Consider the following 22,928-nt stretch of genomic DNA (forward strand, 5'->3'; position numbering starts at 1 on the left):
GTCACCCATCAGCAATACTTTACTTTTGACAAGGCATTTATGTATGGATAACCATACATCCTATTTAGGATTGCTATACTAGCTACAACTACTTTGTTTACGCACTGCCTTATTTAGTGGTCGCACCAATTTACTTTGCCGGAAACACGGAATTCGGGACGTTTGCCCAAGCAGCGATCGCCTTTCGACAAATTTTCGATGCCTTATCTATTGTCGTAGATCAGTTTGAGAACTTAACAGCTTTCGCGGCGGGAGTCGAGCGTCTCAGCAGCCTTACCAATGCTTTAGAAAACCCATCTCAGGTACAGCCTGGATCGACGACAATCGACGTAACAGAAGCTGCCAAACTAGCCATGCAGCGCGTGACGCTGCTGACTCCCAACCATCAAAGAACTTTAGTTGAAGATTTATCGCTCAGTTTAGAGCCAGGAGAAGGGCTAGTATTAGTGGGGAATAGCGGTAGCGGTAAAAGTTCGATTTTACGAGCGATCGCAGGGCTGTGGAATGCGGGTACAGGTCACCTTACCCGTCCGCAGCTCCAAGAAATGCTGTTTTTGCCCCAACGTCCCTACATGGTATTAGGTTCCTTACGCAGCCAGTTACTTTATCCCCATACAGATCGCCAAATTGATGAGGAGCAATTGCGTCAAATATTAGCACAAGTCAACTTAACAGATTTACCAGAAAGGGTAGGGGGATTTGATGCTCAATTAGACTGGGCGAACGTACTTTCTTTAGGGGAGCAGCAGCGGCTTGCGTTTGCGCGGCTTTTACTGACTCAACCAGCCTACGCGATCTTGGATGAAGCAACAAGCGCGTTGGATCTGGCTAACGAAAAACGTCTTTACCAACAACTCAAAGCAATGGAAACTACGACAATTAGTGTCGGACACCGTGCTAGTTTGTTGCAGTATCACAAGTATGTACTAAACTTAGCAGAAGACACTCGCTGGCAGTTGATGCTAGCTGAGGAATACCAGCAGACCCAGCAAATTTGATTTTACGTTCTGAGAAGCGTAGAATTCTTAGGGGCGCACAGATGTGCGCCCCTACATAGAAATATCGGCAAGAAACGATTAAACTGTAACCATACCACCTGCGGCTTGAAACCTAGCCCGAGCGCGTTTAAACGCTTGAGTTGCTTGGATCTGTTCTTGACGAGAAGCGCCTTGAACCTGGTTGAGCTTAGTTTGAGCTTCGTTATATGCAGCACGGGCGGCTTCCATATCGATTTTGTCGCCACGTTCTGCACCGTTGACGAGAATTGTCACCTCATCGCTCTCGACTTCGGCAAATCCACCCATCAGGGCGATCGCCACCCAACTTTGCCCTTTTTCAGGACGAACGCGCATCACGGCAGTATCGAGGGCAGTTAATAAGGGAGCATGTCCGCTGAGAATACCCAGTTGTCCAGTGGTACTGGGTAAAATCACTTCTTCAGCTGAAGCATCCCAAACAGTCTTGTCTGGGGAAATTACACGAACTGTCAATGTCATAGAAAAGTGAGTAGTGAGTAGTAAATAGTGAGTAGGGGCGCACAGCTGTGCGCCCGTACAGGAGTAGCGAGCAGTGGTTAGTGGTTAGTCTTTTTCTAGCCACCAGCCACTAGCCACTAGCCACTAACCTTTCATTTTTTCCGCTTTGGCGACTGCTTCTTCAATGCTGCCTACCATGTAGAAAGCCTGTTCTGGCAGGCTGTCTAATTCTCCAGACAGAATTGACTTGAAACCTTTAATTGTTTCTTCTAGCTTCACGTACTTACCAGGAGAACCAGTGAAGACTTCAGCTACGAAGAACGGCTGCGAGAGGAAGCGCTCGATCTTCCGCGCCCGTGCGACTGTCAGTCTGTCTTCTTCCGACAATTCATCCAACCCCAGAATGGCGATGATGTCTTGCAGTTCTTTGTAACGCTGGAGGGTCGCTTGAACGGCGCGAGCTGTACCGTAGTGATCGTCACCGACGATATTGGGTTGCAACATGGTGGAAGTAGAACCCAGTGGATCTACAGCCGGATAAATGCCCTTAGCCGCCAAACCACGAGACAGTACGGTAGTACCGTCTAGGTGAGCGAAGGTCGTTGCTGGTGCGGGGTCGGTCAAGTCGTCCGCTGGAACGTAAACGGCTTGAATGGAGGTAATAGAACCTTCTGTAGTCGAAGTGATCCGCTCTTGCAGTTCGCCTACGTCCGTACCCAGAGTGGGTTGGTATCCTACCGCTGAAGGCATCCGTCCTAGTAGTGCGGATACTTCCGAACCCGCTTGGACGAAACGGAAGATGTTGTCGATAAACAGCAATACGTCTTGCTTGTTGACATCGCGGAAATACTCAGCCATTGTCAACGCTGATAGTCCCACCCGCATTCTGGCTCCAGGTGGTTCGTTCATTTGACCGTAAACCAGAGCGATTTTCGACTCGTTGAGGTCATCTTTATTGATTACCCCAGATTCTATCATTTCGTTGTAAAGGTCGTTTCCTTCGCGGGTGCGTTCGCCCACGCCACCGAATACAGACACACCGCCGTGTTGAGTTGCAATGTTATTGATCAACTCCATCATGATTACGGTTTTGCCGACACCAGCACCACCGAACAGACCGATCTTGCCACCACGTCGATAGGGTGTGAGTAGGTCAACCACTTTGATCCCCGTTTCAAACACGGAAGGTTTGGTTTCCAAATCTACGAGTTTGGGTGCTTCGCGGTGGATGGGGAATTTTTCTTCTGTGTTAACAGGTCCTCTGTTATCTACGGGTTCGCCCAAGACGTTGAAAATTCGACCCAAGGTAGCCTTACCTACTGGTACGGAAATGGGAGCGCCTGTATCAACCGCTTCCATCCCGCGAACTAGACCATCGGTGGAACTCATGGAAACTGTACGCACCTGTTGATCGCCCATAAGTTGCTGCACTTCACAGGTGACAGAAACTTCTTGTCCAGCTTCATTGGTGCTTTTGATAGTCAGAGCGTTGTAGATCGCTGGCAGTTTGCCTTCTGGGAATTTTACGTCTACAACAGGACCAATGATTTGTGTAATGTATCCAATACCTGTTTTTTCTGCGGTGGTGACCATTCTCTCGCCTAAGTTCGATTTCAGCTATGTTTTAGATCCGGTCGGACAGTTTATCTACAAACTTGCCATCATTCAGACGGATGCGAGTTTGCCATCTTTACAGACAGACATAAACTTGCCATCTTCCAGAGTACCACCGATCAGTTATCAGTTATCAGTTATCAGTTATCAGGGAGTCGGGAGTCGAGAGTCGGGAGTCGTAGGGGCGGGTTTAGCCAGCAGATTCACGGCTTCCGTCTATAAATTGTGACTTAAAACCCGCCCGTACAGGGGAGTCGGGGAAGAGAGCTTCAGGTGCAGAGGGGTACAGGAGCAAGAACTATCAATCGTCAATTACCAATTACCAACTACCAATTACCACGTTTCATTCGTCTGTTTTCACTCGCCGAATTGGTAAATTAGCAATTAAAGCCGTAGCTCTTTGGTTGTTTTCTAAAGAAAACTCCATCCCTTCTACATCCAGTTCGACGTACCGACCAACCACTTCTAATATTTCCCGCCGCATTTTTTCGATTGTTTGCGGACTCAAATCGCTGCGATCGTGGGAAATTACTAATTGCAGCCGTTGCTTGACTTGAGAACGACTGTTGTTATCGTTCGGATTATTAGAAAAAATTTTATCTAAAAGATCGCTAAACATGGCATCTGGATGCAGGTTGCAGGTTGTTAAATTGGGGCTTAAATTAGTTTCGTCCACAACAATTTGCGCAGACGAGAAAGAAAACCCTCATGCACGGGATGGAGATCGAGAAATTCGATTTTTTCGCCTTCTAATCGGCGGGCAATATTATCAAATGCCTTACCAGCTAGGGTAGGGTCTTCAGCTAAAACCAGGGGTTCGCCTCTATTAGTGGAAACGATCACGCGCTCGTCTTCTGGGACTACGCCTAATAGGGGAATGCCCAAAAGTTCCTGCACGTCCTGCACTGACATCATATCATTCATTTGCACCATCGCGGGGCGCAGGCGGTTGACAATTAACTGAATCTGCTTGACTCCGTTCGCCTCCAATAAACCGACTACGCGATCGGCATCGCGGACTGCGGCGATTTCTGGTGTAGTGACAATGATTGCTTCTTGCGCTGCCACGATCGCATTTTTAAAGCCCGTTTCAATTCCGGCTGGGCAGTCTATAACTATGTACTCATAACTTTTGGTCAAAGTCCCCACCAGTTGTTTCATCTGTTCTGGGGTTACTGCCTCTTTGGTACGATTTTGGGCGGCTGGTAGCAGGACTAGTTTTGGTTCGCGTTTATCTTTAACCAAGGCTTGTTCTAAACGACATTCTCCAGTGACAACTTCAACGGCAGTGTAGACTATCCTGTTTTCTAGACCTAGCAGTAGGTCTAAATTACGCAGCCCGAAATCCGCATCGACTAGGACAACCGTGCGCCCCATGCGGGCTAGTGCCATGCCAATGTTGGCTGTGAAGGTAGTCTTACCCACCCCTCCTTTTCCAGATGTTGTGACGATGATGCGAGTCATGGCTTAGATATAAACTGGGACTTAGAAAAATCAGCGGCTTTTGTGATGCGGATGCCTTCGGGTGTAACGTAGGCAACTTCAGGATAAAACCGATCTGGTATCGTTGTTGGCGCTCTAGCTACAGAATCGGCAATTCTTAACTGCGTGGGTTCCATTTGCAGGGCAACAATTAGGCATTTAGTATTACCGCTGGCTCCTGCGTGGGCAACTCCCCGCAATCGCCCCCAGACTAAAATGTCTCCATCGGCAATGACGTTTCCACCTGGGTTAAGATCGCCCAAAATCACGACCGTACCAGGGTGGCGAATTTCCGTCCCCGATCGCACGGTCATTTGTAAGTACAGCGGTTCTGCTAAAGGCACGGGCGATGCTGCCGGGAGTTGATTGATTGCCGATACTGGTGGGGCTTGTTGCTCGACGCAATAACCTGCGGTAGCGGCGGCTACAGCAGTTTGACGGCGCGTCGTACAGACACGTCGCAGTTGCAATTGGACTTCCCACAAGGCATCAGCGATCGCCTTCAGTTGTCTGCCATCCAGCAACCGATCCGCTGCCATGAGATCGACAGTCGTATTTGGTTGCCAGAAGCGATCGCCTCCCTGCAACCGTTGTTTTAACTGTATCCAAAGATCCGACCAGTTGAGCGCCGAGGGTTCTCCTTCTGCTGGTAGCGTTAACACCAGCCGTCCTTCCTCACTTTTGAGGCGAACTTGTAAACTAGCGATCGCCTCTGGGGAAGGCGCAGTAATAGTTGGAACTAGTTCTGAATGGGCAGAATCAGATGTCATGTAGTATCAGGTCAGCAGAGGCACGCGAACCGACTTACCAAATATCCATATATCCATAACATATTAAATGGATTGAAGCGGAAAACTTTTTAGGGAAGTTAATAATTGTCATTTGTTGATAATTATTCTCCCTTGTCCCCCCTGTCTTCCTTGTCCCCCTTGTCCCCCCTGTCTTCCTTGTCCCCCTTGTCCCCCTTGTCCCCCTTGTCCCCCTTGTCCCCCTTGTCCCCCTGCTCGTGCGCTCGTGCGCTCCCTTCCCCCTAAGGAGGAAGACACCGATCGCGGCAAGGGCATACAGTAACAGCAAAATTGCTGGCAATAGCCAAAAAATGGAGGCGGTGCTGTGCGGATCGGGCAATGGATTGGTTTTCTCGCCCTGATTATCTCTCTCTACGTTCTGTGGCAACTGCGACAAGTTGTTTTGCTCATATTCGCTGCTGTTGTCTTGGCAACGGTTCTCAACCGAGTCGTGCGGTTGCTTCAGCGCTATCGTATCCAGCGCGGGATTGCCATAGCAATTACGGTTATTGCCTTACTCGCGATCGTGGCTGGGATTTTCGCGATCGTCGTGCCGCGCATTGTAGAGCAATTGCAACAGTTGGTAAAGCTCTTGCCAGAAATATCGGATCGGGTGCTTGGCTGGTATAACTGGGTACGCAGCTTAATTCCCGGACGAGTTTTAGAAGCCGCCCCACCCTTGAGCAATCTGACTCAACAACTTCAGTCTTTTGTAGGGGGAATATTAGGTAACTTTGTCACCGTGTTGAATAACTCTTTGGCAGCGGTGGTGAATTTCCTCCTATTTTTTGTCCTCACGATTATGCTGCTACTCAATCCCGTCCCCTATCGCCGCACGTTGATTCTTGCTTTTCCTGCTTTCTATCGTCGTCGAGTGGACGAAATTCTTTCAGAATGCGAAGACTCTTTAGTTGGTTGGATTAAAGGCACTCTCTTTGCAATGGTAGGGATTGGAGTCGTCTCTTTTATTGGATTATCTCTTTTAGGAGTTCCATTACCTTTAGTGAATGCTTTAATAGCAGGCTTATTGGAATTTATTCCTAACGTGGGACCTACTTTAAGCGTCATTCCTCCGGTTTTACTGGCGCTTTTAGACGCTCCTTGGAAAGCTGGAGCGGTTATTGTTTTATATCTAGCAATTCAGCAGTTTGAAAGTTTAGTACTCGTACCAATAATCATGCAACGGGAAGTTTCTTTATTACCTGTATTCACTATTCTTGCTGTCGTTGTATTTGCCAGTTTGTTCGGCTTTTTAGGCTTATTTCTTGCTATTCCATTATTAATCGTGACTCAAATTTGGTTAAAAGAAGTTTTGGTTAAAGATATTCTCAACCGATGGCAAGGAGAAAAAGAAAGTAAGGAAGACAAAGAAACAAGAGGACAAGTTGAAATATGAGTGCTAAAACTTTAAATCATTTTGTTGACTATCGCATCCAAGTGCAAGATTGCAGCATTTTTTATCAGCAAAGCGTTCGGCATTCTTCAACTCCCATTCTGTTTTTACATGGCTGGGGAATCTCATCCGAGCCTTACCAAGAAGTTTTAGAACTCATCGCCGAACAACACGCTGTCATCGCTCCCGATTTACCTAGTTTTGCTCGTTCCTCCTACCATAATCTAATTCCTGATTACCACAGCTATGCAAAATTCATTGTTTCATTCTTAGAAGCACTAAATCTTCCACAAGTGCATCTAGTGGGACACTCGTTAGGTGGAGGAATTGCCATTACTTTAGCTACTCTCATTCCAGAGCGGGTAAAAAGTCTGGTTTTATTAGATAGCACGGGAATTCCATCTGTATCTATTCCAGAAATTGTACCGCGTAGAGCAATTGAGATGACCGCTCAAATTTCTATTCCCAAGCTAAAGTTACAGTTTTTTGATATTCCTAAAGTCTTTACTCATAATCTCTTATTTAATACTGGAAATATTATTTATGCCTTACTCATTTCATTGTATCAAGACTCGACACATTTATTACCTAGTATTAAAGCCCCTTGCTTAATATTATGGTCGGAGAAAGATCTAACTACACCATTATCTGTAGCACGAGACATGGCTAATCTCATTCCAAATTCCACGCTAACTATTGTTAAAGAAGGTTATCATGAATGGATGCTTTGGCATCCCGAAAAACTTGCATCGATCGCGCTTGATTTTATTAAGCAAGTTGAGTTAGATTGAGGCGATCGCCTGTTAGTTTAATGACAAATGACAAGCGACAAATGACAAATGACAAATGACAGCCATAACGCTAAGTATTACAAATTACTGAGAGCTGGCATAGTTAGGGTTAAAATTGTAAGTATCAAGAGACAGAGAACCATCTCTTATCTAGGCTGCAAGGAGCGAGTCTTATGGCAGGTACAAATCCTTCTGATGCAGTCAACCCTTCATCAAAGCCATCAGTTGAAAATGAAGAGTTGTTATTAGCAGATCTCATTGGTACGGACAATATCGACATAGTCTTCGAGGAATTGAGCGATCGCGACGCGGAAATCGGTACGATTCTGAAACGTTTGAAAAATCCATCGATCTATGGTGAAGACGTGACGGGCGGCGATCTTGACGATGATTGGTATCAAGCCGAGGTTGTCGGCGAAGAAGCAGTTGGGGGAGACAATCCCACCCCCGATCAAAGCGTGACTGAAAATCTGTTGCATTCAATGGGGATTACCTCAATAGACGGACAGCCAGTAGAAACCTGGAAAAATTTGCAGCAACGCGATCTCGAACGCTGGGAACTCAACCCTGAATCGTCAGAAGATTATCGAGAACACGGAGAATAATTTGAATCAAATCGCCTGCGATCGCACTATGATGCGTCTATCTCAAGGACAACTCAACTTGCTAGAACGTTGCCCGCGTCAATTTCAACATACCTATTTAGATCTATTCGGTTCGCCTACGACATCGGAACAACAAGAAAGACAAGCTTGGGGAAGTCGGTTTCACTTGCTGATGCAACAGCGAGAATTGGGCTTGCCAATTGAATCTTTAGTGCAGGAAGACATCCAGTTACAACACTGGATGAATGCCTTTGCGACTGCTGCACCAGAAATTTTAAATCTAGATGCAAATCGGCAGATTTTTCGCGAAAGCGAACATTACCGCACGCTGCAAGTGCAAGATTATTTATTATCGGTTATTTACGACTTATTAATCGCAGACGATCGCCAAGCCCAAATTTTCGACTGGAAGACAAACCCCAAATTACCAAAAAAAGCTCAGCTCGAAAAGAATTGGCAGACAAAGCTATATTTATATGTCTTAGCCGCAACCAGCGACTACCTGCCAGAACAGATTTCGATGACTTATTGGTATGTCCCATCTTCTTTAGAAGTAGCGCAGCCAAAATCGTTACACCAGATTAAATTTACCTACAGTCAAGCCAAACACGAAAAAACAGCTAAAGAATTACAGCAGTTATTACATAGATTTACCTATTGGTTGAAATGCTACGAACTAGGCGAACCATTTCCGCAAATTCCAGAAGGAAATAAAAACTGCGAATATTGTCAATTTGCCACTCGTTGCCAGCGCGATCGCGATCGCGACGATTCAGCAGCTAGCAGTCAAAATTGGTTGCCCGATTTAGTAGATATTCCAGAAGTTTCTCTTGGTTGAGATTTAACGCCATCTATTACAACTAGCCGATGCACGAATACGTCAAAGGTAGAATCTTTAACAAATTATCTCAGTGGTCGTTCGCTCTTCCCCGATTTGCCTTATGATGTCAAAGCTACTGCATTTCAACTGCAAGTTTGGCAGGCGCTACAAACCATTCCCATTGGTACGACCGTAACATACAGCGATATTACCCGCAGTATCGGGTAGCCAACTGCCATCCGCGCCGTTGTCCGTGCCTGTGCGACTAACCCAATTGCCCTCATTTTTACCTGTCATTCGGGTAGTTACTACAGGTAGTTTAGAAGGCGATCGCTGGGGAATTACCTGCAAGCAAGCACTACTGGAGTTAGAGCAAAGGTATTCAAAGCAACAGTATACGGAACCTCAAAAATGAATTTCCACGGCAATGCAGGAAGCGCCATGATGCAAGACACGATTTATAAAACCTTACAGGCAAGTAGGGTGCAATTTATTCGTATTCTCTGGTGCGACAATGCCAATATCATTCGTGGCAAAGCAATACACATCGGCGCGTTATCTCAGCTAGTGGATTATGGAGTCGGCATTAGTGCGGCACAGCAAGCGGTTCCCGTGATGCACGACGCGGTAGTGGCGGAAACGGGGTTGAGTCCTGTAGGTGAAATTCGCTTAATCCCAGATTGGAATACCTTGAGCGTACTGCCTTATTCTACAGGTCACGCTCGCGCGATTGGCGATATGATGCAAGATGGCATTCCTTGGGCTTACTGTCCGCGAGACTTTTTGAAACGAGCGATCGCGGCGGCGCAAGAAGCAGGGATAGAGGTGATGGCAGCGTTTGAAAATGAATTTTATCTACTCCATCCCGCTGAGAATGGATTGGGAGTAGAACCAGGCGATCGCACGGTCTTTGCTTCTACTTTCGCGATGGATGCTAATTTAGCAGTTATTAACGAAATTGCTGAAGCCCTCCTCGCCCAAAATATCCCTGTAGAACAGTACCATCCCGAATCTGGTGGCGGACAACATGAAATTTCAGTGCGTTACACCCGCGCTTTGTCAGCAGCAGATTACCAAATTGCTTTTCGGGAAACCGTGCGTGCAGTAGCATTGCGCCACAAACTCAAAGCCTCGTTTCTACCAAAAATCTTTGCCGAACAAGCGGGTAGTGGTTGTCACCTGCACCTGAGTCTCTGGCAAGATGGTAAAAATCTGATTTCCGACACTGGGAACGCGCCTGGAATCTCAAAAATTGCCCGTGCTTTTATTGCTGGCATTTTGGAGCATTTACCCGCCTTGATGGCACTGACTACCCCTAGTATCAACTCCTATCGTCGCATTCGCCCTCACTCCTGGAGTGGGGCTTTTCGCACTTGGGGATACGACAACCGCGAAGCCGCGATCCGAGTCCCTAGCGATCCTGCAAGTCCCAGTCCGACGCAGATTGAAATCAAAACTGTTGATGCTTCTGCCAATCCCTACATCGCTCTAGGCGCAGTCATTACCGCTGGATTGGACGGCGTGCGTCGTCAACTCGAACCAAAAGAGGCGATCGCAGTTGACCCAGGATCTATGTCCCAATCGGAACGAGCAGCGAAGGGAATTGATGCCCTACCAACAAATCTAGGTGAGGCGATCGCGCATCTCCAAACCGATAAAGTTCTCCTCGATGCTTTAGGCAAAGAACTCGCTCAAGCATACATTGCCGTCCGTCTGGCTGAGTGGGAAGCCATGAAAGATTGGGCGTTGAAAGAAGAAGTAAAGTTGTTATTGGAAAGATATTAAGGAAGTCAAAAGTCAAAAGTTCAAAGTCAAAAGTTCAAAGTAGGGTGGACAATGCCCACTTTACTAACTTTGAAATATGCTTTTATCAATATTTGAAAAGACTTCAGGCTGAAAATTTGTGGGAATATCTTCTGTGGCAATTTGATTTGAGCTAAGAATTGATAGAGCTTCGCGCATCAACTCGTTTTGCTCTTGATTAAGCAGGGCTAACTTAGCAGAAATTTCTAATAGTCGCTGGTGTTGGTCGGTATAATTTGTTTGCGCGTCTGATGTCGGTACGACGTGCATTTGATGCATGTTTCTTCGAGTAGATTTTAGGCTAAATCGAGCGAATAATTTATGCAGCGATCGCCAGCTCATTTGAATTAAAAAATACCCTAATTTCAGCGGCATTTGTAATACGGACAAACAGAACTTTTCAAGCAAGCGTCCGATAGATTTAATTAAACTCCAGGCAATCGCAATGACAAATAACAGTATAATTACACTTATAATGGGGTGTTCTATTGCCCAATTCAGAACTTGTAGCGATCGCTCTACGGTTGGATGTGCTTCTAACCAACTCTGAAACACAGTCGCCTGCGTGGAGGCAATCGGTGCGATCGCCTTATCTGCTAGACTGCCAGCAGCATCTTGAGTTGTGGTAGTTATCCGCGCGATCGTATGGCTAAAAGTATCGCCAGCCGCAGCTACCCAATCTTTTGTTCGCTCCAGAATTGAAGTGCCATTTTCTGCTTGAGATCTCATCCTCAACAATCTCCTGCGATCGTGCTATCTCAAGCCTATCTCTGCCAACTCATTTTGAGCAGATGGCATAAATTTGTAGAGAGTCACTATGCAGCTACGCTACAGATGAATACCAATAATCTCATTATAGTTAGAGCAAAATAGTTAGAGCAGATCGTTATGGTAGACTCAATCCTAAGACCCAATTTTTAGAACGATATATCACTCTTTTAGCTTCAGGTTTCCAGCGGAATAGTTGTTTTAATATAAACGTTTCGGAGAGGAATCTAATGCAAGATAAATTAACAAGCGTAGCCAAGAATTGCGATTTAACGGGTAGTTCTTTAAATCGCGAGGTTGTTGAGACTCTGAAAGAGTTTCTAGCTGATGGTGAGAAACGGGTACAGGTAGCAGGCGTTATTGGTTCCAATGCAGCTGAGATTGTCAAAACAGCAGTTAGTCTATTATTCCAAGAATATCCAGAGCTAGTTAGTCCAGGTGGCAATGCTTACACAACACGCCGCTACAATATGTACGTGCGAGATATGAACTACTTCTTGCGATATTGTAGCTATGCGATCGTGGCTGGAGATGCTAGCGTCTTAGACGAACGATTGCTGGCTGGTTTGCGAGATACGTTCAACTCTCTAGGAATCCCTTTAGGTCCCACTGCTCGAAGTATCCAGCTGATGAAAAATATCGTCAAAGAAAAGTTAGTGACGGCTGGAATGACTAACATTACGTTTGTCGATGAACCATTCGATTACGTCGTGCGTGAGATTAGCGAAACGGAAATTTAGCAAAGTGTGGTGGGCAATGCCCACCCTACTGAATTTGTTGGAAAAATAACAATCCGGCTTGAAATAGTCCCACGACAAAACCGAGAACACCACCTAAGTTAACAATTGCCTGTAACTCATTTTTGACAATTCCTTCGATCGCAGCTTCTAATTCGGCAGGAGAGGTAGATTTGACGCGATCGATAATTACCTGGTCGATCGATAGAATTGGAAGTGCCTGTGCCACCAAATTTTCTAAATCTTGCTCTAAATAACGCTCCAAAATTAAAGATAACTCTTGACCGATCGCGGTTAGAGAAGAACTGAAAGCAGGAGAGTTACGCAAACGATTGAGCAGCACGCTAGCAGTATTTTCCCAATCAATCGAATCGCTAAATCCTTGAATAAACTCTGGTCCGTGAATTTGAGAATAGCCGATTGCTGTTTCTCGAATTGTATTGCGTAATTGCTTTACAGTAGAAACAGGTAAATTTTGCAACGATAAACTTTTCAACCAAACTTTAAGGCGCTCGCGGACTTGAAGCTCTTGAATTAACTCCTTAATCCGCGCATTCGTAACTTCTCTTTCGTCCAAACAAAACGTTCGCAGGCGCGCCAAAGTGTTACGCAAACCAAATAAGTTAGCAACTACCCAATACGTACCGCTCGTTTTTTCGCGAAAACTCTCATCAATAATTTGAATTGTGCGATCGGTTAAAAGATCGATGACTAACTGCCGAATTGCGTCTGGTGGAAGAACGACTTGCAGCAACCAATCAGCTAACCTCCCCGCTTGCTCGTCGCTGAGTTGAAACTCAAGTAATACCTGGTCGAAAATTTGATTGAGTTGAGTGCCTAAAAACTCTTCTCGTCGCAACAACACCTTAAACAAACGCGGTAAAGATTCCCCAACCAAATCGCGTAAAATTCCCGCCAGAATTTTGGTTGCTCTTTGATCTCTATCAGTACGAACCTGTTCGATCGCCAGTCTTAACAGCCATTCTATCCCTCCTCGCACTCGCTCCGGTTGCAGCAATCGCCGCGTCAACTTCTGCAATTCCTCTGGTGTCAGCAGAGAACCCATGATCGTGTCCGACACCCGCTTTGCCAAGCGTTCTTGGTTGCGAGGAATTAAACCAGGAGTAAAAGGTAATTGTCTTCCGGCAAAATAACGCGCTCGGTAGGGACGAAACAGCATTTTAATGGCTAAATCGTTCGTGAAATAGCCAATAATTGCTCCCGCGATCGGCGGACTAACATAAACCCAGAAATGAGACCAATCCATACAAGCAGGAGATGAGAGTTAGGGAGTGGGAAATGGGGAGTCGTAGGGGCGGGTGCGCGCAAATAGATAGTAACTGAGGCAATGAATTCTCGGTCAAAACCCGCCCGTACAGAAGTCGGGAAAGAGTGTAGTGCGTGTTTTAATTCCGAATTCCGAATTCCGAATTCCGAATTCCTAACCCCATCCCTTAGTTAAGACCAATATCCCCATCATACCGTTGGCAATTGGGTAGTGAGTGGCTGTTGCAAACCCTACTTCTTGCGAGAGTTGAACTTGTGCTTTACCTGAAGGAAATCGATCTAAACTGGGGCTGATATAGGCGTATTCTTCCGTGAGATTGAAGTGACGGGCGGCGGGAACGACGAGATTATCTAAGTACCATTGTTGAAAAGCTCTAAATTGAGGATTTTCAGGACGATGAAAGTCTAAAATTGCCGCTTTAGCGCCAGGTTTGAGAACTCGATGCAGTTCTTTTAAGCAACAAGGAATATCGATAACGTTGCGCAGTCCATAGCCCATCGTTGCAGCATCAAAATGATTATTGGCAAAAGGTAAATTCAATACATCTGCTTCTACCCAAGAAATCGGGGGTTGGGGATATTGGCTTTGGCTGCGTTGTTGGGCGATCGCCAGCAGTTGCGATGAAAAATCTACCCCGTATACTCGTCCGTTAGCTCCTACTTGACGGGCGAGACGCAGCGCTAAATCGCCGCTACCACAACATAGATCGACACAGGTATCCCCCAAGCTTGCTTGGCTCCACTTAACTGTCATTTGCTTCCAAATGCGGTGCTGACCTAAACTCAGCAAGTCATTTAAGCGATCGTAAACTGGGGCAATGCGATCGAATATCTGTTGAACTTCCATATGAGGGGTGAGGAGTGAGGAGTGAGGAGTGAGGGGATAAGGGAGAGGGGGAAGATAAGGGGGATAAGGGGAACAAAATTCAAAATTCAAAATTGGGACAAGGGAGACAAGGAGGACAAGAAGGAGTAGACAAGAGGAAGTAAAAGCTAGTTACTATCCTCTAAATTAGGATAAGGCTGGTTCTGACTAGGCAAACATTTGCACTGCAAGAAATTTTAAATAGGTCAATCTAATAAAACTCTTACATATATAATCAAACAACGGATAATAAACGTTTTGTTCCCTCGCTCCTCACTCCTCGCTCCTCACTCCTCATCATGACTGAATCGCCCTCCAACCAACTCGACATCGAAGCCACGCTGACATCCCTGCGGCAAAAACAAGGTAGTTGGGTGGAATGGGGTCAAGCGATCGCCCAGTTGCAAAAAGCAGGGCAAACACCACAGCAGATCTTTGAAGCGACGGGATTTGAACCAGTGCAACAAAATCAGGTGATTGTAGGCGCGCAGGTTTATACTTCTTTAGAAAAAACAAATGCTTCTGAGGCAGTGCGATCGCGCTTTACTCAAAAAGGCAGCGATATTTTGTACGAACTGCGGTTGCTCAATAATGCAGAACGAGTCGCCGCAGCAGAATTTATCTTGGCTCACAACTTAGATGCGGATATGGCTAAGGAAGTGGCACGGGATATGAAAGAATTTTCTCGCCTGCGTAACTTACCCGAAGGATTTGCCGATCGTCCAGGGGATGCAATTGCTTATCAGTGTTGGCGACTGGCACGACAAAAATCAGATTTACAAGAGCGATCGCGATTAATTGCTAAGGGGCTAAGGTTTGCCGATTCGGATACGGCAAGACAAAAGATCGAACAGTTGCTTGTCGATTTTACCGTCGTTCCCAAGCGTCCGGCTCCAACCATCCCTTTTTATCGTCCAGACTCCGAAGATCAATTACCGCGATTGATTGCAGTTGTTGGGGAAATGCCGTTAAAATCGGCTGAAGTTCAAGCTGTACCAATAGTAGAAGCAGTAGAGCCTTTTCGGATTGTCAAGTTTGCTGGGGAACAGGCTTGGGTAGCCTTACCAGGTTGGCAAACAGTCCGCAGTGCTGAAGATCCGATCGCAATTTTGTGTCAAAGCGATCGCCTCCCCAATCAATCAGCTACAACATCGGAACCAGTTCTAGTCATTGCCGACCGTCACGCTAGAGAATGGGATGTCAATAGTTATTTTGTCTATGATGCAGCGGGGGAAGTTGACTTTGGTTGGTTTGAAACTCAACCAGATGTCAAGTTACTGGGAAAAATTGTTGTTGTCGTGCGTCCCAAGCACATTATTGATGAAGAGTTAACGAAGGATTCTTGGCAGATCGACGAGTAAAAAGTTACGCGCTTGAAGTTGCAGATCTCGATCCCCCCTAGCCCCCAATACGGTTCAGTTAAAAGCGATCGCTCCTCGAAGATCCCCCCTAGCCCCCCTTTTCAAGGGGGGAAACAAAGCCCCCTTTTTAAGGGGGTTGGGGAATCGAGTCCGATTCAAAAGGGGAAATTTAACGCCCCCTTTTTAAGGCGGTTGGGGGCTCGAGGCTGACGGTGTGTCGTTTCCGCTTTTTAATGGGGGCGTAATACTCAGGATTAGAAATTAGTGTAGTTGGCGATCGCCTTTTGCATCCTTTCCAACACCGCAGGGACAGAGATCGTGCCGAGATCTGCCGATGGTTTACCAGCAGTACGAACGCGGAGACTCAAACTATCGGACTCCACTTCTTTCGCCCCTACAACCGCCATGACGGGAATTTTTGCCTTTTCAGCATTGCGGATCATTTTCGGCAAGCGATCGCCACTGGTATCGACTTCTACGCGCATGTTGAGCGATCGCATCTTGTCTGCGACTTCTTTAGCAAACATCAATTGAGCATCGCTGACGGGCATTAATCGAGCTTGGATGGGTGCTAGCCACAAGGGAAAGTCTCCTGCATACTCTTCAATTAAAATCCCAATTAACCGTTCTAACGAGCCGAATGGAGCGCGGTGAATCATTACTGGGCGCTGGCGCGTGCCATCCTCTGCAACATATTCCAAGTCAAAGCGTTCGGGTAAGTTGTAATCAACTTGTACCGTACCTAACTGCCATTCCCTTTCCAAAGCATCTTGGAAAATAAAATCGAGCTTGGGACCGTAGAATGCTGCTTCCCCAATTCCTTCAAAGTGGTTCATTTCTAGCTTTTCTACAGCGCGGCGAATTGCTCCTTCAGCTTTTGACCACGCCTCGTCAGAACCAATGTACTTATCCGAAGCCGGATCGCGGAAACTCAGTCTTGCTTTGAAATTTTTCAGTTGCAACTTGTTAAATACCGACAGAATCAAATCCACCACATTGAGAAATTCGCTGTCGAGTTGTTCTGGAGTCACGAATAGGTGAGAATCATCTACCGTAAAACCACGCACCCGCGTCAAACCTCCTAATTCGCCCGATTGTTCGTAACGGTATACAGTTCCAAACTCTGCCAACCGCATTGGTAATTCGCGATAAGAACGTAATTCGCTCTTGTAAATTTGGATGTGAAACGGGCAGTTCATCGGCTTGAGAACGAAACCCAATTCGTGGGCTGCTGCTTCCTCATTCTCTGCCATCAATGGAAACATATCCTCTTTATATTTCTGCCAGTGACCAGAGGTTTTGAATAAATCGACTCTGGCAATGTGGGGCGTTACCACAGGAAGATAGCCGCGTTTGAGCTGTTCTTGTTTGAGAAAATCTTCTAAAAGACTGCGTAATAGTGTTCCTTTGGGAGTCCACAGGGGTAAACCCGGTCCCACCTCATCGCTAAAGATAAATAGTCCTAGTTCTTTACCTAAGCGGCGATGGTCGCGTCTGAGGGCTTCTTCCTTACGACGCTTGTACTCAGCTAATTGCTGTTCTGATTCCCAAGCCGTGCCGTAAATTCGTTGTAGCTGCGCCTTGGTTTCATCACCGCGCCAGTATGCCCCAGCAACGCTTTCTAACTCAATTGCTTTGGGTTGCAACTCTGCCGTGTTGTTAAGATGGGGTCCAGCACACAAGTCCCACCATTCATCCCCCAAATGGTAGATCGTGATTGGTTCCTGCTTAATATCTGCCAGGATTTCTAGTTTATACGGCTCTTTAATTGCCTGAATCCGCTGTTCGGCTTCCTCGCGGCTGACTTCTTCCCTAATGACAGGCAATTTACGATTGATAATCTTCACCATCTCTTTCTGGATGGCTTTGAGATCTTTTTCTGTAAACGGTTCGGGATTGTCAAAATCGTAGTAAAATCCATTCTCAATCCAGGGTCCAATAGTCACCTGTGCTTTAGGAAATAACTTTTGCACCGCCATCGCCATGACATGAGAGGTAGTGTGGCGAATTTTCTGCAATGTCTCTGATTCACTGGTGCGAGGGAGATAAATTTTTTCCTGCGGTGCTTGTTCCTGCTGTTCCGGTTGACAATGGGATTCTGAACTAGACATTTTAATTACAAAACTATGTTGATGAGACTGTAAACCAATACCGTTTGCCTTCTATTGTAAGGAGTCAGGAGTCGGGAGTGGTAATTGGTAGTTAGTAGTTGGTATTGGCTCCCTCAGCTCCCTCAACCTCCTCAGCTTCCTCAGCTCTCTTTTCTCTGCTCCCTGCTCCCTGCTCCCAGTTACTTCTAATGACAGAATGTAAAGAATCTTGAACTAAGTTAAAATTAGTGGTAGGTTAGTAATCTACTTTTCATTCATGCTTAATCAAAACTTGCCAGAACCTGAGTTGTTAAAAACCTTACTCCAACCGCTACTTGAAGATTTTAAGTATTGGTTCGGGCGATCGCAAACGTTTTTAGAAAATGAGAAAGTTTCATTTTTAGAACCGCAACAGCAATCTGAATTGTTGGCAAGAGTTAAGCAAGCCCAGCAGGAGGTAAGTACAGCACAGCTCATGTTTCAGGCAACTGGGGGACAAGTAGGCATTGACATGGCAACGCTCGTACCCTGGCATCAATTAGTGACAGAATGTTGGAAAGTCGCAATTCGCTTCCGGTCGGAGCAGGCAACACAGCCAGAGGTAGAACTTTAAAGAATTTTATTTAGATAAAGTGTTCCTTGTAATATACATGCTTGACTGAAATATTCTGAGTAGACGATTGTATATCGAAGCAAATTCTGTGATGCTAGAGATAACGGTCAATGCCTTTAGCAAAGCGGTAAAAGTTCGTAAAAACTCGCAAAAAACTGTATAGACTGGCTGGCTTGGAGAAAAAACTCGATGTTACACTTACTTTACATCCTTGCTTTTACTATCCTAGCGTTGATAGCTGTAAGCAATCTAATTCGCAACTTAATTATGTTCAGTTTCGAGCGCGATCGCACGTTTGCTGCACCGCGATCGCCCATGCAAAATAGAGGAAATCTTTCCTATATCTCAAATCGCTCCGTACCTCACCCTGAATTACTGGACGCAGCTGGTAACCCTATCGGAGAACCGCTGTTAGTCATGCGGTCTATTGATGTTGAAGATGCCCGCGCCCAATTAGACGCACTTTATGAGGCTTCTCCTGGTTGTAGTAGCGAAAGCAAGGAGGAAGAAGCATAATTTGAATCAACTCTGTCTGCTTTACATCAAGTAAAAACTTTTTAACTACAAACTTTAACTATATACATCAACTCCTATTTATTCAGGGCAAAGCCCTGCGTGATAAATGGAGTTTTTTTATGGTCATTGGATAGTTAGGAGTGAGGGGCGATCGATTTTGACTTCTGTACAGGCGGGGTTATCAAACAATTTTGAATAGGGCAAATATTTTCAGTGAACCCGCCCCTACAACTTTTGACTGTCTACGCGATCGCAGATATTTTGCATAAGAAACATTTTTATCCTTAACTTTGATACATGAAATAATTTGAGGAATTAGATATTTGTACTTAATTTCAATCGTAGCTCGGACACCTTAATATCTCTTAACTTCAAGATTGAAATCTCAAAGAAATTAGCGATAAAGCTTATCATTATATTTCAATTCTTCTCTCGACTACTTTGTTCGATCTAAGTTGTTTTTAGCAAGATATAAAAACGAAAAATAAGCCTAACTCTAAGTAGGTGCAACTGGTAATGTTGCCTGTATGACTGAGTGATGGTGGCTAAACAACAGTTAATAACTATCGAACAAAGCAGATTTAGAGGAGGAGCAGATGGTTTTAGTAAAACATAGATGCACCGTGGGTACATTTACAACTCGTCAGGAAGCAGAACAAGCATTTGCCAAATTATATTGTACGGGTTTTCCTATTAGTCATATTTCTGTAGCCAGTAAAGATGCAGCATTATTGGCAGATTTGAGAGCGGCAATTCAGAGAACTCAAGCTGGCGCACTCGCAACAGAACAAACAGAAAAATCGCCCTGTGCCATGATTGTCGGTAGCACAGTCGGCGCGATCGGTGGTTGTTTAGTAAGTATTGGTATTTTACTGGTACCAGGAGTTGCTCCAACGTTAGCTGTTGGCACGGTAGGAACAACTTTAGCTGCGACTTTATTCGGTACGGGAATTGGATTGGCTTGTGGTGGTGCGATCTCAACCTTAAACTGCGCTGACAGACTGACAGTAAGTCCAAATGTAGAAAGCGATCGCTCTTTCCCACAAGAGTATTTAGTCATCGTAGAAGGCACGGATGCAGAAGCACGCCGCGCCCAGAGAATTTTGACAAATGGGGCTAGCGGTTAGGTAGAATTCGGAATTCGGAATTCGGAATTCGGAATTAAATACTTGTTGACTGACTGCTAGCCGCTAATGTTTTATCGAGGGGTTGTCTGAGAACCACTTTGAGATGGAGTTTTCTTAGAGCCACTGGGCTTGCTGCTAGGGGTCATCTCCGAATCACTAGAACTATTAGGGCTAGTCATGCTACCGCTACCTGGAGTGGTGCTGCTACCCGGAGTCATCGTGCCGCTACCAGAGTTAGAAGGAGTCGTAGTGCCATTGGAATCAGAACCAGTACCCGGATAAGTGGTAGTACCTGGAGTCGTGCTGCTGCCTGGAGTCGTGCTGCTGCCTGGAGTCGTACTGCCAGGATAAGTGGTAGTACCTGGAGTGGTGCTGCTACCTGGAGTCGTGCTGCTGCCTGGAGTCGTGCTGCTGCCTGGAGTCGTGCTGCTGCCTGGAGTCGTGCTACTACCTGGAGTCGTGCTACTGCCTGGTGACATTTCTGTACCAGTAGAAGAACCACTGCCACTACTAGGGCTAGAAGTAGACTGAGCTAAAAACTGTCTGGTATTTCCATCGGAGGAATTAGGTAGAGCAAACGCTGGTAAACCGAGTAAAGCGCTAGCACCAGCAATTCCAAGTAAGCTAAAAAGTTTTGTATTCAAGCTTTTCTTAGTTATATTTCCGCCCATTTTTATTTCCTCACTTGCTGTGGTGTTACAGTCAATAACTTTGTAACTGTCTTGGCAATACTAACAAAGAAATTTCAGTGCTGACGACGATAATTATGATTTCAAATCAGCCAATTTGCTTAAATAATTGAGTCAGAAAATCATCGAAAAACGTTGCTGTGTTTGATTTAGTTCCCAATTGTTTTATAAATTGCTTTAAAGTTATACAGTAGTTTTATTTAGCTGTGCTATCGATCGCCATTCGTCTTGACCAAACCATTACTAGGATGGAGATCGAGAGAAGTACTATGCTGTTCCACAACAAAAAAAAGACCGCATCAGTGAATGCGATCGCAGGTTATGAGAATACTTAATTAGACAATGTTTTCAGGAACTTATCGTCACTTACCCTAGTCGAATTATTGTTTAGCAAATTATTGTTTGAATTGATGGCAGCAACACAATAGAAGTGGTAATTATTAGAGAGGGCAAATTATAGAGATTTACCGATGTTACTAACCACAATCCACGCACTTAAGGAATGGGCGGTTGCTGTTAACGCGATCGAACGGGGCGAAACGCTCTTGCTATTGCGTAAAGGTGGTATCCGTGAAAGTGGCGGACAATTTCAAGTCGATCGCGACGAGGTTCTGCTTTACCCCACTTACGAACACCAACAGCCCGAATTACTCAAGCCTGAGTATGCTGCGCAAGTGACTCCGGTAGCATCTGGTTGGCATCCAGATACAATTAAAATCGGCAGTTGGGCAAAGATTACTGATATTGTGCCAGTGTTAGACGAGACAATTGTGAATGCTTTGCTACCGTTCCATGTTTGGAACGAAAAATTTATTCGCGATCGCCTCAAATGGAAACCCCGTCAACCCGTGTATGTCTTACTTTTGCGGGCTTATAAGTTATCCCGATCGCGTCAAATTTCCTATCGTGTTGAATATGGGGGTTGCAGATCGTGGATCGATTTAAATGAAGCGATCGATCTTGAGGCTGCTAAACCAGTTTTAGATGATGTCACCTACGAGCAAAAAGTTTCAGAAATTCGGCAGGCGATCGACTATTTACCGCGACCAAATCCAGTTCCTCGCGAAGCTTTTGACCACAGCAACAATTCCCCTGCTTGACTCCCTGCTGCTAATTTTTGCCCTTGGGGATGCCAAGCTAGACAAGATAACCCATCAGTTGCATCGTCGATTAACTGCGCGATACGCTTGGCTTTTTGCCACAAACACAGCCAACCATCAACCGCCGCCGAAGCGAGAAGTAGACTACCAGGTTGAAAGGCGATCGCTTGTACGATATCTGTATGTCGCTGCAACAATCTACTATCCCAGCCTAAATTTTCATCCTCTAGTTTTTCCCATACCACAATCCCTTCAACGCTAGCTGAGGCAAGTAGCGGTGCGTCTCGTTGCGTCTTAATACTTGACCAAGCTAGGTGACGAATCTTACCAGGAAAGCCCCGCATCACCCAGGGATTGGGATTGCCCCATTCTAAAACTGTAATCGTCCGATCCATGTTTCCAGAAGCGATATATTTGCCATCAGGTGACCAAGCGATCGCCAGACTTGCCGATGGTATATCAATAATATACGGATCGTCATCCCAATCTGTTGCATCCCAAACCTTTGCCCCCTGATATCCCGCGATCGCCAAATACTGTCCATCTGGATGCCAGTCTATTCCTAATACAGAAGAATTCTCAAAATTGAGAGTAACAACAATCTCCTCTGTATTTGCATCCCACACTTGGACGTAGCGCCCCAAACTAAAAGCTAGTTGGTTACTTCTAGGATTCCAAGCCAACTTATCCACCCAAGCAGGAGCATTTTCCAAAGTGGCAATCAATTGGCGATCGCACCAGCGCCAAATTCTAACTCGTCCATCCTGTCCTCCTGTAGCCAGAAATTGCCCGTCATGAGAGAAGGCGAGACAATCAACTGATGTACCACTATTTGTCTGTAGAGGAACGAGTGTTTCCCCATCCCACAGTGTCACCCCTCCCGCCGCGTCGCTAGCAACGATTTGACCGTCACTCGACCAAGCGATCGCGGTGACGTAATCCTCCAGAGTTGTGCATGTATGGAGTTCGAGTAATTGGTTGCTAGTTGTGGGGAATTTCATAAT

Annotated in this window: 27 protein-coding genes; 15 read left to right on the forward strand and 12 right to left on the reverse strand. The window is 45.7% G+C overall.

Translation table 11 applies throughout. From position 1 onward, the window contains the following. Positions 1-116: 116 nt before the first annotated feature. Positions 117-998: an ABC transporter ATP-binding protein/permease gene (locus tag DSM107010_RS23280; protein WP_241994314.1), complete on the forward strand. Its 882-nt coding sequence runs from the start codon at positions 117-119 to the stop codon at positions 996-998. 78 nt (positions 999-1,076) lie between these two features. Here DSM107010_RS23280 and atpC read toward each other — a convergent pair whose 3' ends face one another. Further along, positions 1,077-1,496: an ATP synthase F1 subunit epsilon gene (gene atpC / locus DSM107010_RS23285; RefSeq protein ID WP_015153842.1), complete on the reverse strand. Its 420-nt coding sequence runs from the start codon at positions 1,494-1,496 to the stop codon at positions 1,077-1,079. A gap of 123 nt (positions 1,497-1,619) precedes the next feature. Then, the gene (atpD, locus tag DSM107010_RS23290; protein ID WP_015153841.1) at positions 1,620-3,068 is read right to left on the reverse strand and encodes a F0F1 ATP synthase subunit beta; all 1,449 of its coding nucleotides are present in this window, start codon (positions 3,066-3,068) and stop codon (positions 1,620-1,622) included. Here atpD and DSM107010_RS23295 point away from each other — a divergent pair. Beyond that, positions 3,061-3,318 (forward strand): hypothetical protein, encoded by a 258-nt coding sequence (locus tag DSM107010_RS23295; RefSeq protein WP_127024054.1) that lies wholly within the window; start codon positions 3,061-3,063, stop codon positions 3,316-3,318. The genes atpD and DSM107010_RS23295 overlap by 8 nt on opposite strands. A gap of 114 nt (positions 3,319-3,432) precedes the next feature. On the opposite strand, the gene minE is transcribed toward DSM107010_RS23295, so the two are convergent. From minE to DSM107010_RS23315, 4 genes are all read right to left on the reverse strand, one after another. Next, positions 3,433-3,708 carry a cell division topological specificity factor MinE gene (gene minE, locus DSM107010_RS23300; RefSeq protein ID WP_041462942.1) on the reverse strand — a complete coding sequence of 92 codons (276 nt, stop codon included), beginning with the start codon at positions 3,706-3,708 and terminating at the stop codon, positions 3,433-3,435. Between the two features lie 38 nt (positions 3,709-3,746). Then, positions 3,747-4,553 (reverse strand): septum site-determining protein MinD, encoded by an 807-nt coding sequence (minD, locus tag DSM107010_RS23305; RefSeq protein WP_015153839.1) that lies wholly within the window; start codon positions 4,551-4,553, stop codon positions 3,747-3,749. Beyond that, the gene (gene minC, locus DSM107010_RS23310; RefSeq protein WP_015153838.1) at positions 4,550-5,341 is read right to left on the reverse strand and encodes a septum site-determining protein MinC; all 792 of its coding nucleotides are present in this window, start codon (positions 5,339-5,341) and stop codon (positions 4,550-4,552) included. Before minC ends, minD begins: the two co-directional genes overlap by 4 nt. A 108-nt stretch (positions 5,342-5,449) precedes the next feature. Further along, entirely contained in the window at positions 5,450-5,635 is a 186-nt protein-coding gene (locus tag DSM107010_RS23315) for a hypothetical protein (RefSeq protein WP_127024057.1), read from the reverse strand. A gap of 49 nt (positions 5,636-5,684) precedes the next feature. Here DSM107010_RS23315 and DSM107010_RS23320 point away from each other — a divergent pair, with 49 nt between their 5' ends. The 7 genes from DSM107010_RS23320 (at position 5,685) to DSM107010_RS23345 (ending at position 10,753) form a co-directional block, all read left to right on the forward strand. After that, entirely contained in the window at positions 5,685-6,755 is a 1,071-nt protein-coding gene (locus DSM107010_RS23320) for an AI-2E family transporter (RefSeq protein ID WP_015153837.1), read from the forward strand. Further along, positions 6,752-7,543 carry an alpha/beta fold hydrolase gene (locus tag DSM107010_RS23325; protein ID WP_106168840.1) on the forward strand — a complete coding sequence of 264 codons (792 nt, stop codon included), beginning with the start codon at positions 6,752-6,754 and terminating at the stop codon, positions 7,541-7,543. Before DSM107010_RS23320 ends, DSM107010_RS23325 begins: the two co-directional genes overlap by 4 nt. 173 nt (positions 7,544-7,716) lie before the next feature. After that, positions 7,717-8,148 carry a DUF6335 family protein gene (locus DSM107010_RS23330; protein ID WP_015153835.1) on the forward strand — a complete coding sequence of 144 codons (432 nt, stop codon included), beginning with the start codon at positions 7,717-7,719 and terminating at the stop codon, positions 8,146-8,148. A gap of 31 nt (positions 8,149-8,179) precedes the next feature. Next, positions 8,180-8,986 carry a PD-(D/E)XK nuclease family protein gene (locus tag DSM107010_RS23335; protein ID WP_373425487.1) on the forward strand — a complete coding sequence of 269 codons (807 nt, stop codon included), beginning with the start codon at positions 8,180-8,182 and terminating at the stop codon, positions 8,984-8,986. A gap of 96 nt (positions 8,987-9,082) precedes the next feature. Beyond that, positions 9,083-9,196 carry an MGMT family protein gene (locus DSM107010_RS43075; protein ID WP_199197710.1) on the forward strand — a complete coding sequence of 38 codons (114 nt, stop codon included), beginning with the start codon at positions 9,083-9,085 and terminating at the stop codon, positions 9,194-9,196. A 25-nt stretch (positions 9,197-9,221) separates the two neighbouring features. Beyond that, entirely contained in the window at positions 9,222-9,383 is a 162-nt protein-coding gene (locus tag DSM107010_RS43080) for a hypothetical protein (protein ID WP_199197711.1), read from the forward strand. Further along, on the forward strand, positions 9,380-10,753 hold the full coding sequence (locus DSM107010_RS23345; protein WP_241994315.1) for a glutamine synthetase family protein: 1,374 nt from the start codon (positions 9,380-9,382) through the stop codon (positions 10,751-10,753). Before DSM107010_RS43080 ends, DSM107010_RS23345 begins: the two co-directional genes overlap by 4 nt. A gap of 63 nt (positions 10,754-10,816) precedes the next feature. Here the strand turns inward: DSM107010_RS23345 and DSM107010_RS23350 are convergent, their stop codons facing one another. After that, on the reverse strand, positions 10,817-11,500 hold the full coding sequence (locus DSM107010_RS23350; RefSeq protein ID WP_106168838.1) for a hypothetical protein: 684 nt from the start codon (positions 11,498-11,500) through the stop codon (positions 10,817-10,819). Positions 11,501-11,769: 269 nt separating this feature from the next. Here DSM107010_RS23350 and DSM107010_RS23355 point away from each other — a divergent pair, with 269 nt between their 5' ends. Continuing rightward, positions 11,770-12,279, forward strand: a complete 510-nt coding sequence (locus DSM107010_RS23355; protein ID WP_015153831.1) for an allophycocyanin subunit beta — start codon at positions 11,770-11,772, stop codon at positions 12,277-12,279. 25 nt (positions 12,280-12,304) lie between these two features. On the opposite strand, the gene DSM107010_RS23360 is transcribed toward DSM107010_RS23355, so the two are convergent. Continuing rightward, complete coding sequence (locus DSM107010_RS23360) at positions 12,305-13,543, reverse strand: DUF445 domain-containing protein (RefSeq protein WP_015153830.1); 1,239 nt, start codon at positions 13,541-13,543, stop codon at positions 12,305-12,307. 174 nt (positions 13,544-13,717) lie between these two features. Beyond that, entirely contained in the window at positions 13,718-14,410 is a 693-nt protein-coding gene (gene ubiE / locus DSM107010_RS23365; protein ID WP_015153829.1) for a bifunctional demethylmenaquinone methyltransferase/2-methoxy-6-polyprenyl-1,4-benzoquinol methylase UbiE, read from the reverse strand. A 317-nt stretch (positions 14,411-14,727) separates the two neighbouring features. Between ubiE and DSM107010_RS23370 the strand changes: the two genes are divergently transcribed. Beyond that, entirely contained in the window at positions 14,728-15,789 is a 1,062-nt protein-coding gene (locus tag DSM107010_RS23370; protein WP_127024060.1) for a RuBisCO accumulation factor 1, read from the forward strand. A 254-nt stretch (positions 15,790-16,043) separates the two neighbouring features. On the opposite strand, the gene thrS is transcribed toward DSM107010_RS23370, so the two are convergent. Continuing rightward, on the reverse strand, positions 16,044-17,900 hold the full coding sequence (thrS, locus tag DSM107010_RS23375) for a threonine--tRNA ligase (protein WP_015153827.1): 1,857 nt from the start codon (positions 17,898-17,900) through the stop codon (positions 16,044-16,046). Between the two features lie 256 nt (positions 17,901-18,156). On the opposite strand from thrS, the gene DSM107010_RS23380 reads away from it, so the two are divergent. The 3 genes from DSM107010_RS23380 to DSM107010_RS23390 all read left to right on the forward strand — a co-directional run bounded on the left by DSM107010_RS23380 (position 18,157) and on the right by DSM107010_RS23390 (position 20,135). Then, positions 18,157-18,492 (forward strand): DUF2605 domain-containing protein, encoded by a 336-nt coding sequence (locus DSM107010_RS23380; protein ID WP_015153826.1) that lies wholly within the window; start codon positions 18,157-18,159, stop codon positions 18,490-18,492. Positions 18,493-18,681: 189 nt separating this feature from the next. Further along, positions 18,682-19,008 (forward strand): DUF2973 domain-containing protein, encoded by a 327-nt coding sequence (locus DSM107010_RS23385; RefSeq protein WP_106169280.1) that lies wholly within the window; start codon positions 18,682-18,684, stop codon positions 19,006-19,008. A 596-nt stretch (positions 19,009-19,604) separates the two neighbouring features. After that, positions 19,605-20,135, forward strand: coding sequence for a DUF1269 domain-containing protein (locus DSM107010_RS23390; protein WP_127024063.1), 531 nt, complete (start codon positions 19,605-19,607; stop codon positions 20,133-20,135). A gap of 71 nt (positions 20,136-20,206) precedes the next feature. Here DSM107010_RS23390 and DSM107010_RS23395 read toward each other — a convergent pair whose 3' ends face one another. Then, positions 20,207-20,806, reverse strand: coding sequence for a hypothetical protein (locus DSM107010_RS23395; protein WP_199755707.1), 600 nt, complete (start codon positions 20,804-20,806; stop codon positions 20,207-20,209). 488 nt (positions 20,807-21,294) lie between these two features. Between DSM107010_RS23395 and DSM107010_RS23400 the strand changes: the two genes are divergently transcribed. Beyond that, positions 21,295-21,924, forward strand: a complete 630-nt coding sequence (locus DSM107010_RS23400; protein WP_106169282.1) for a DUF1802 family protein — start codon at positions 21,295-21,297, stop codon at positions 21,922-21,924. On the opposite strand, the gene DSM107010_RS23405 is transcribed toward DSM107010_RS23400, so the two are convergent. Continuing rightward, positions 21,858-22,925 (reverse strand): WD40 repeat domain-containing protein, encoded by a 1,068-nt coding sequence (locus tag DSM107010_RS23405; protein WP_106218559.1) that lies wholly within the window; start codon positions 22,923-22,925, stop codon positions 21,858-21,860. The two genes, DSM107010_RS23400 and DSM107010_RS23405, sit on opposite strands and share 67 nt — an antisense overlap. Between the last annotated feature and the right edge of the window lie 3 nt (positions 22,926-22,928).

The organism is Chroococcidiopsis cubana SAG 39.79 (assembly GCF_003991895.1).
GTDB lineage: Bacteria > Cyanobacteriota > Cyanobacteriia > Cyanobacteriales > Chroococcidiopsidaceae > Chroococcidiopsis > Chroococcidiopsis thermalis.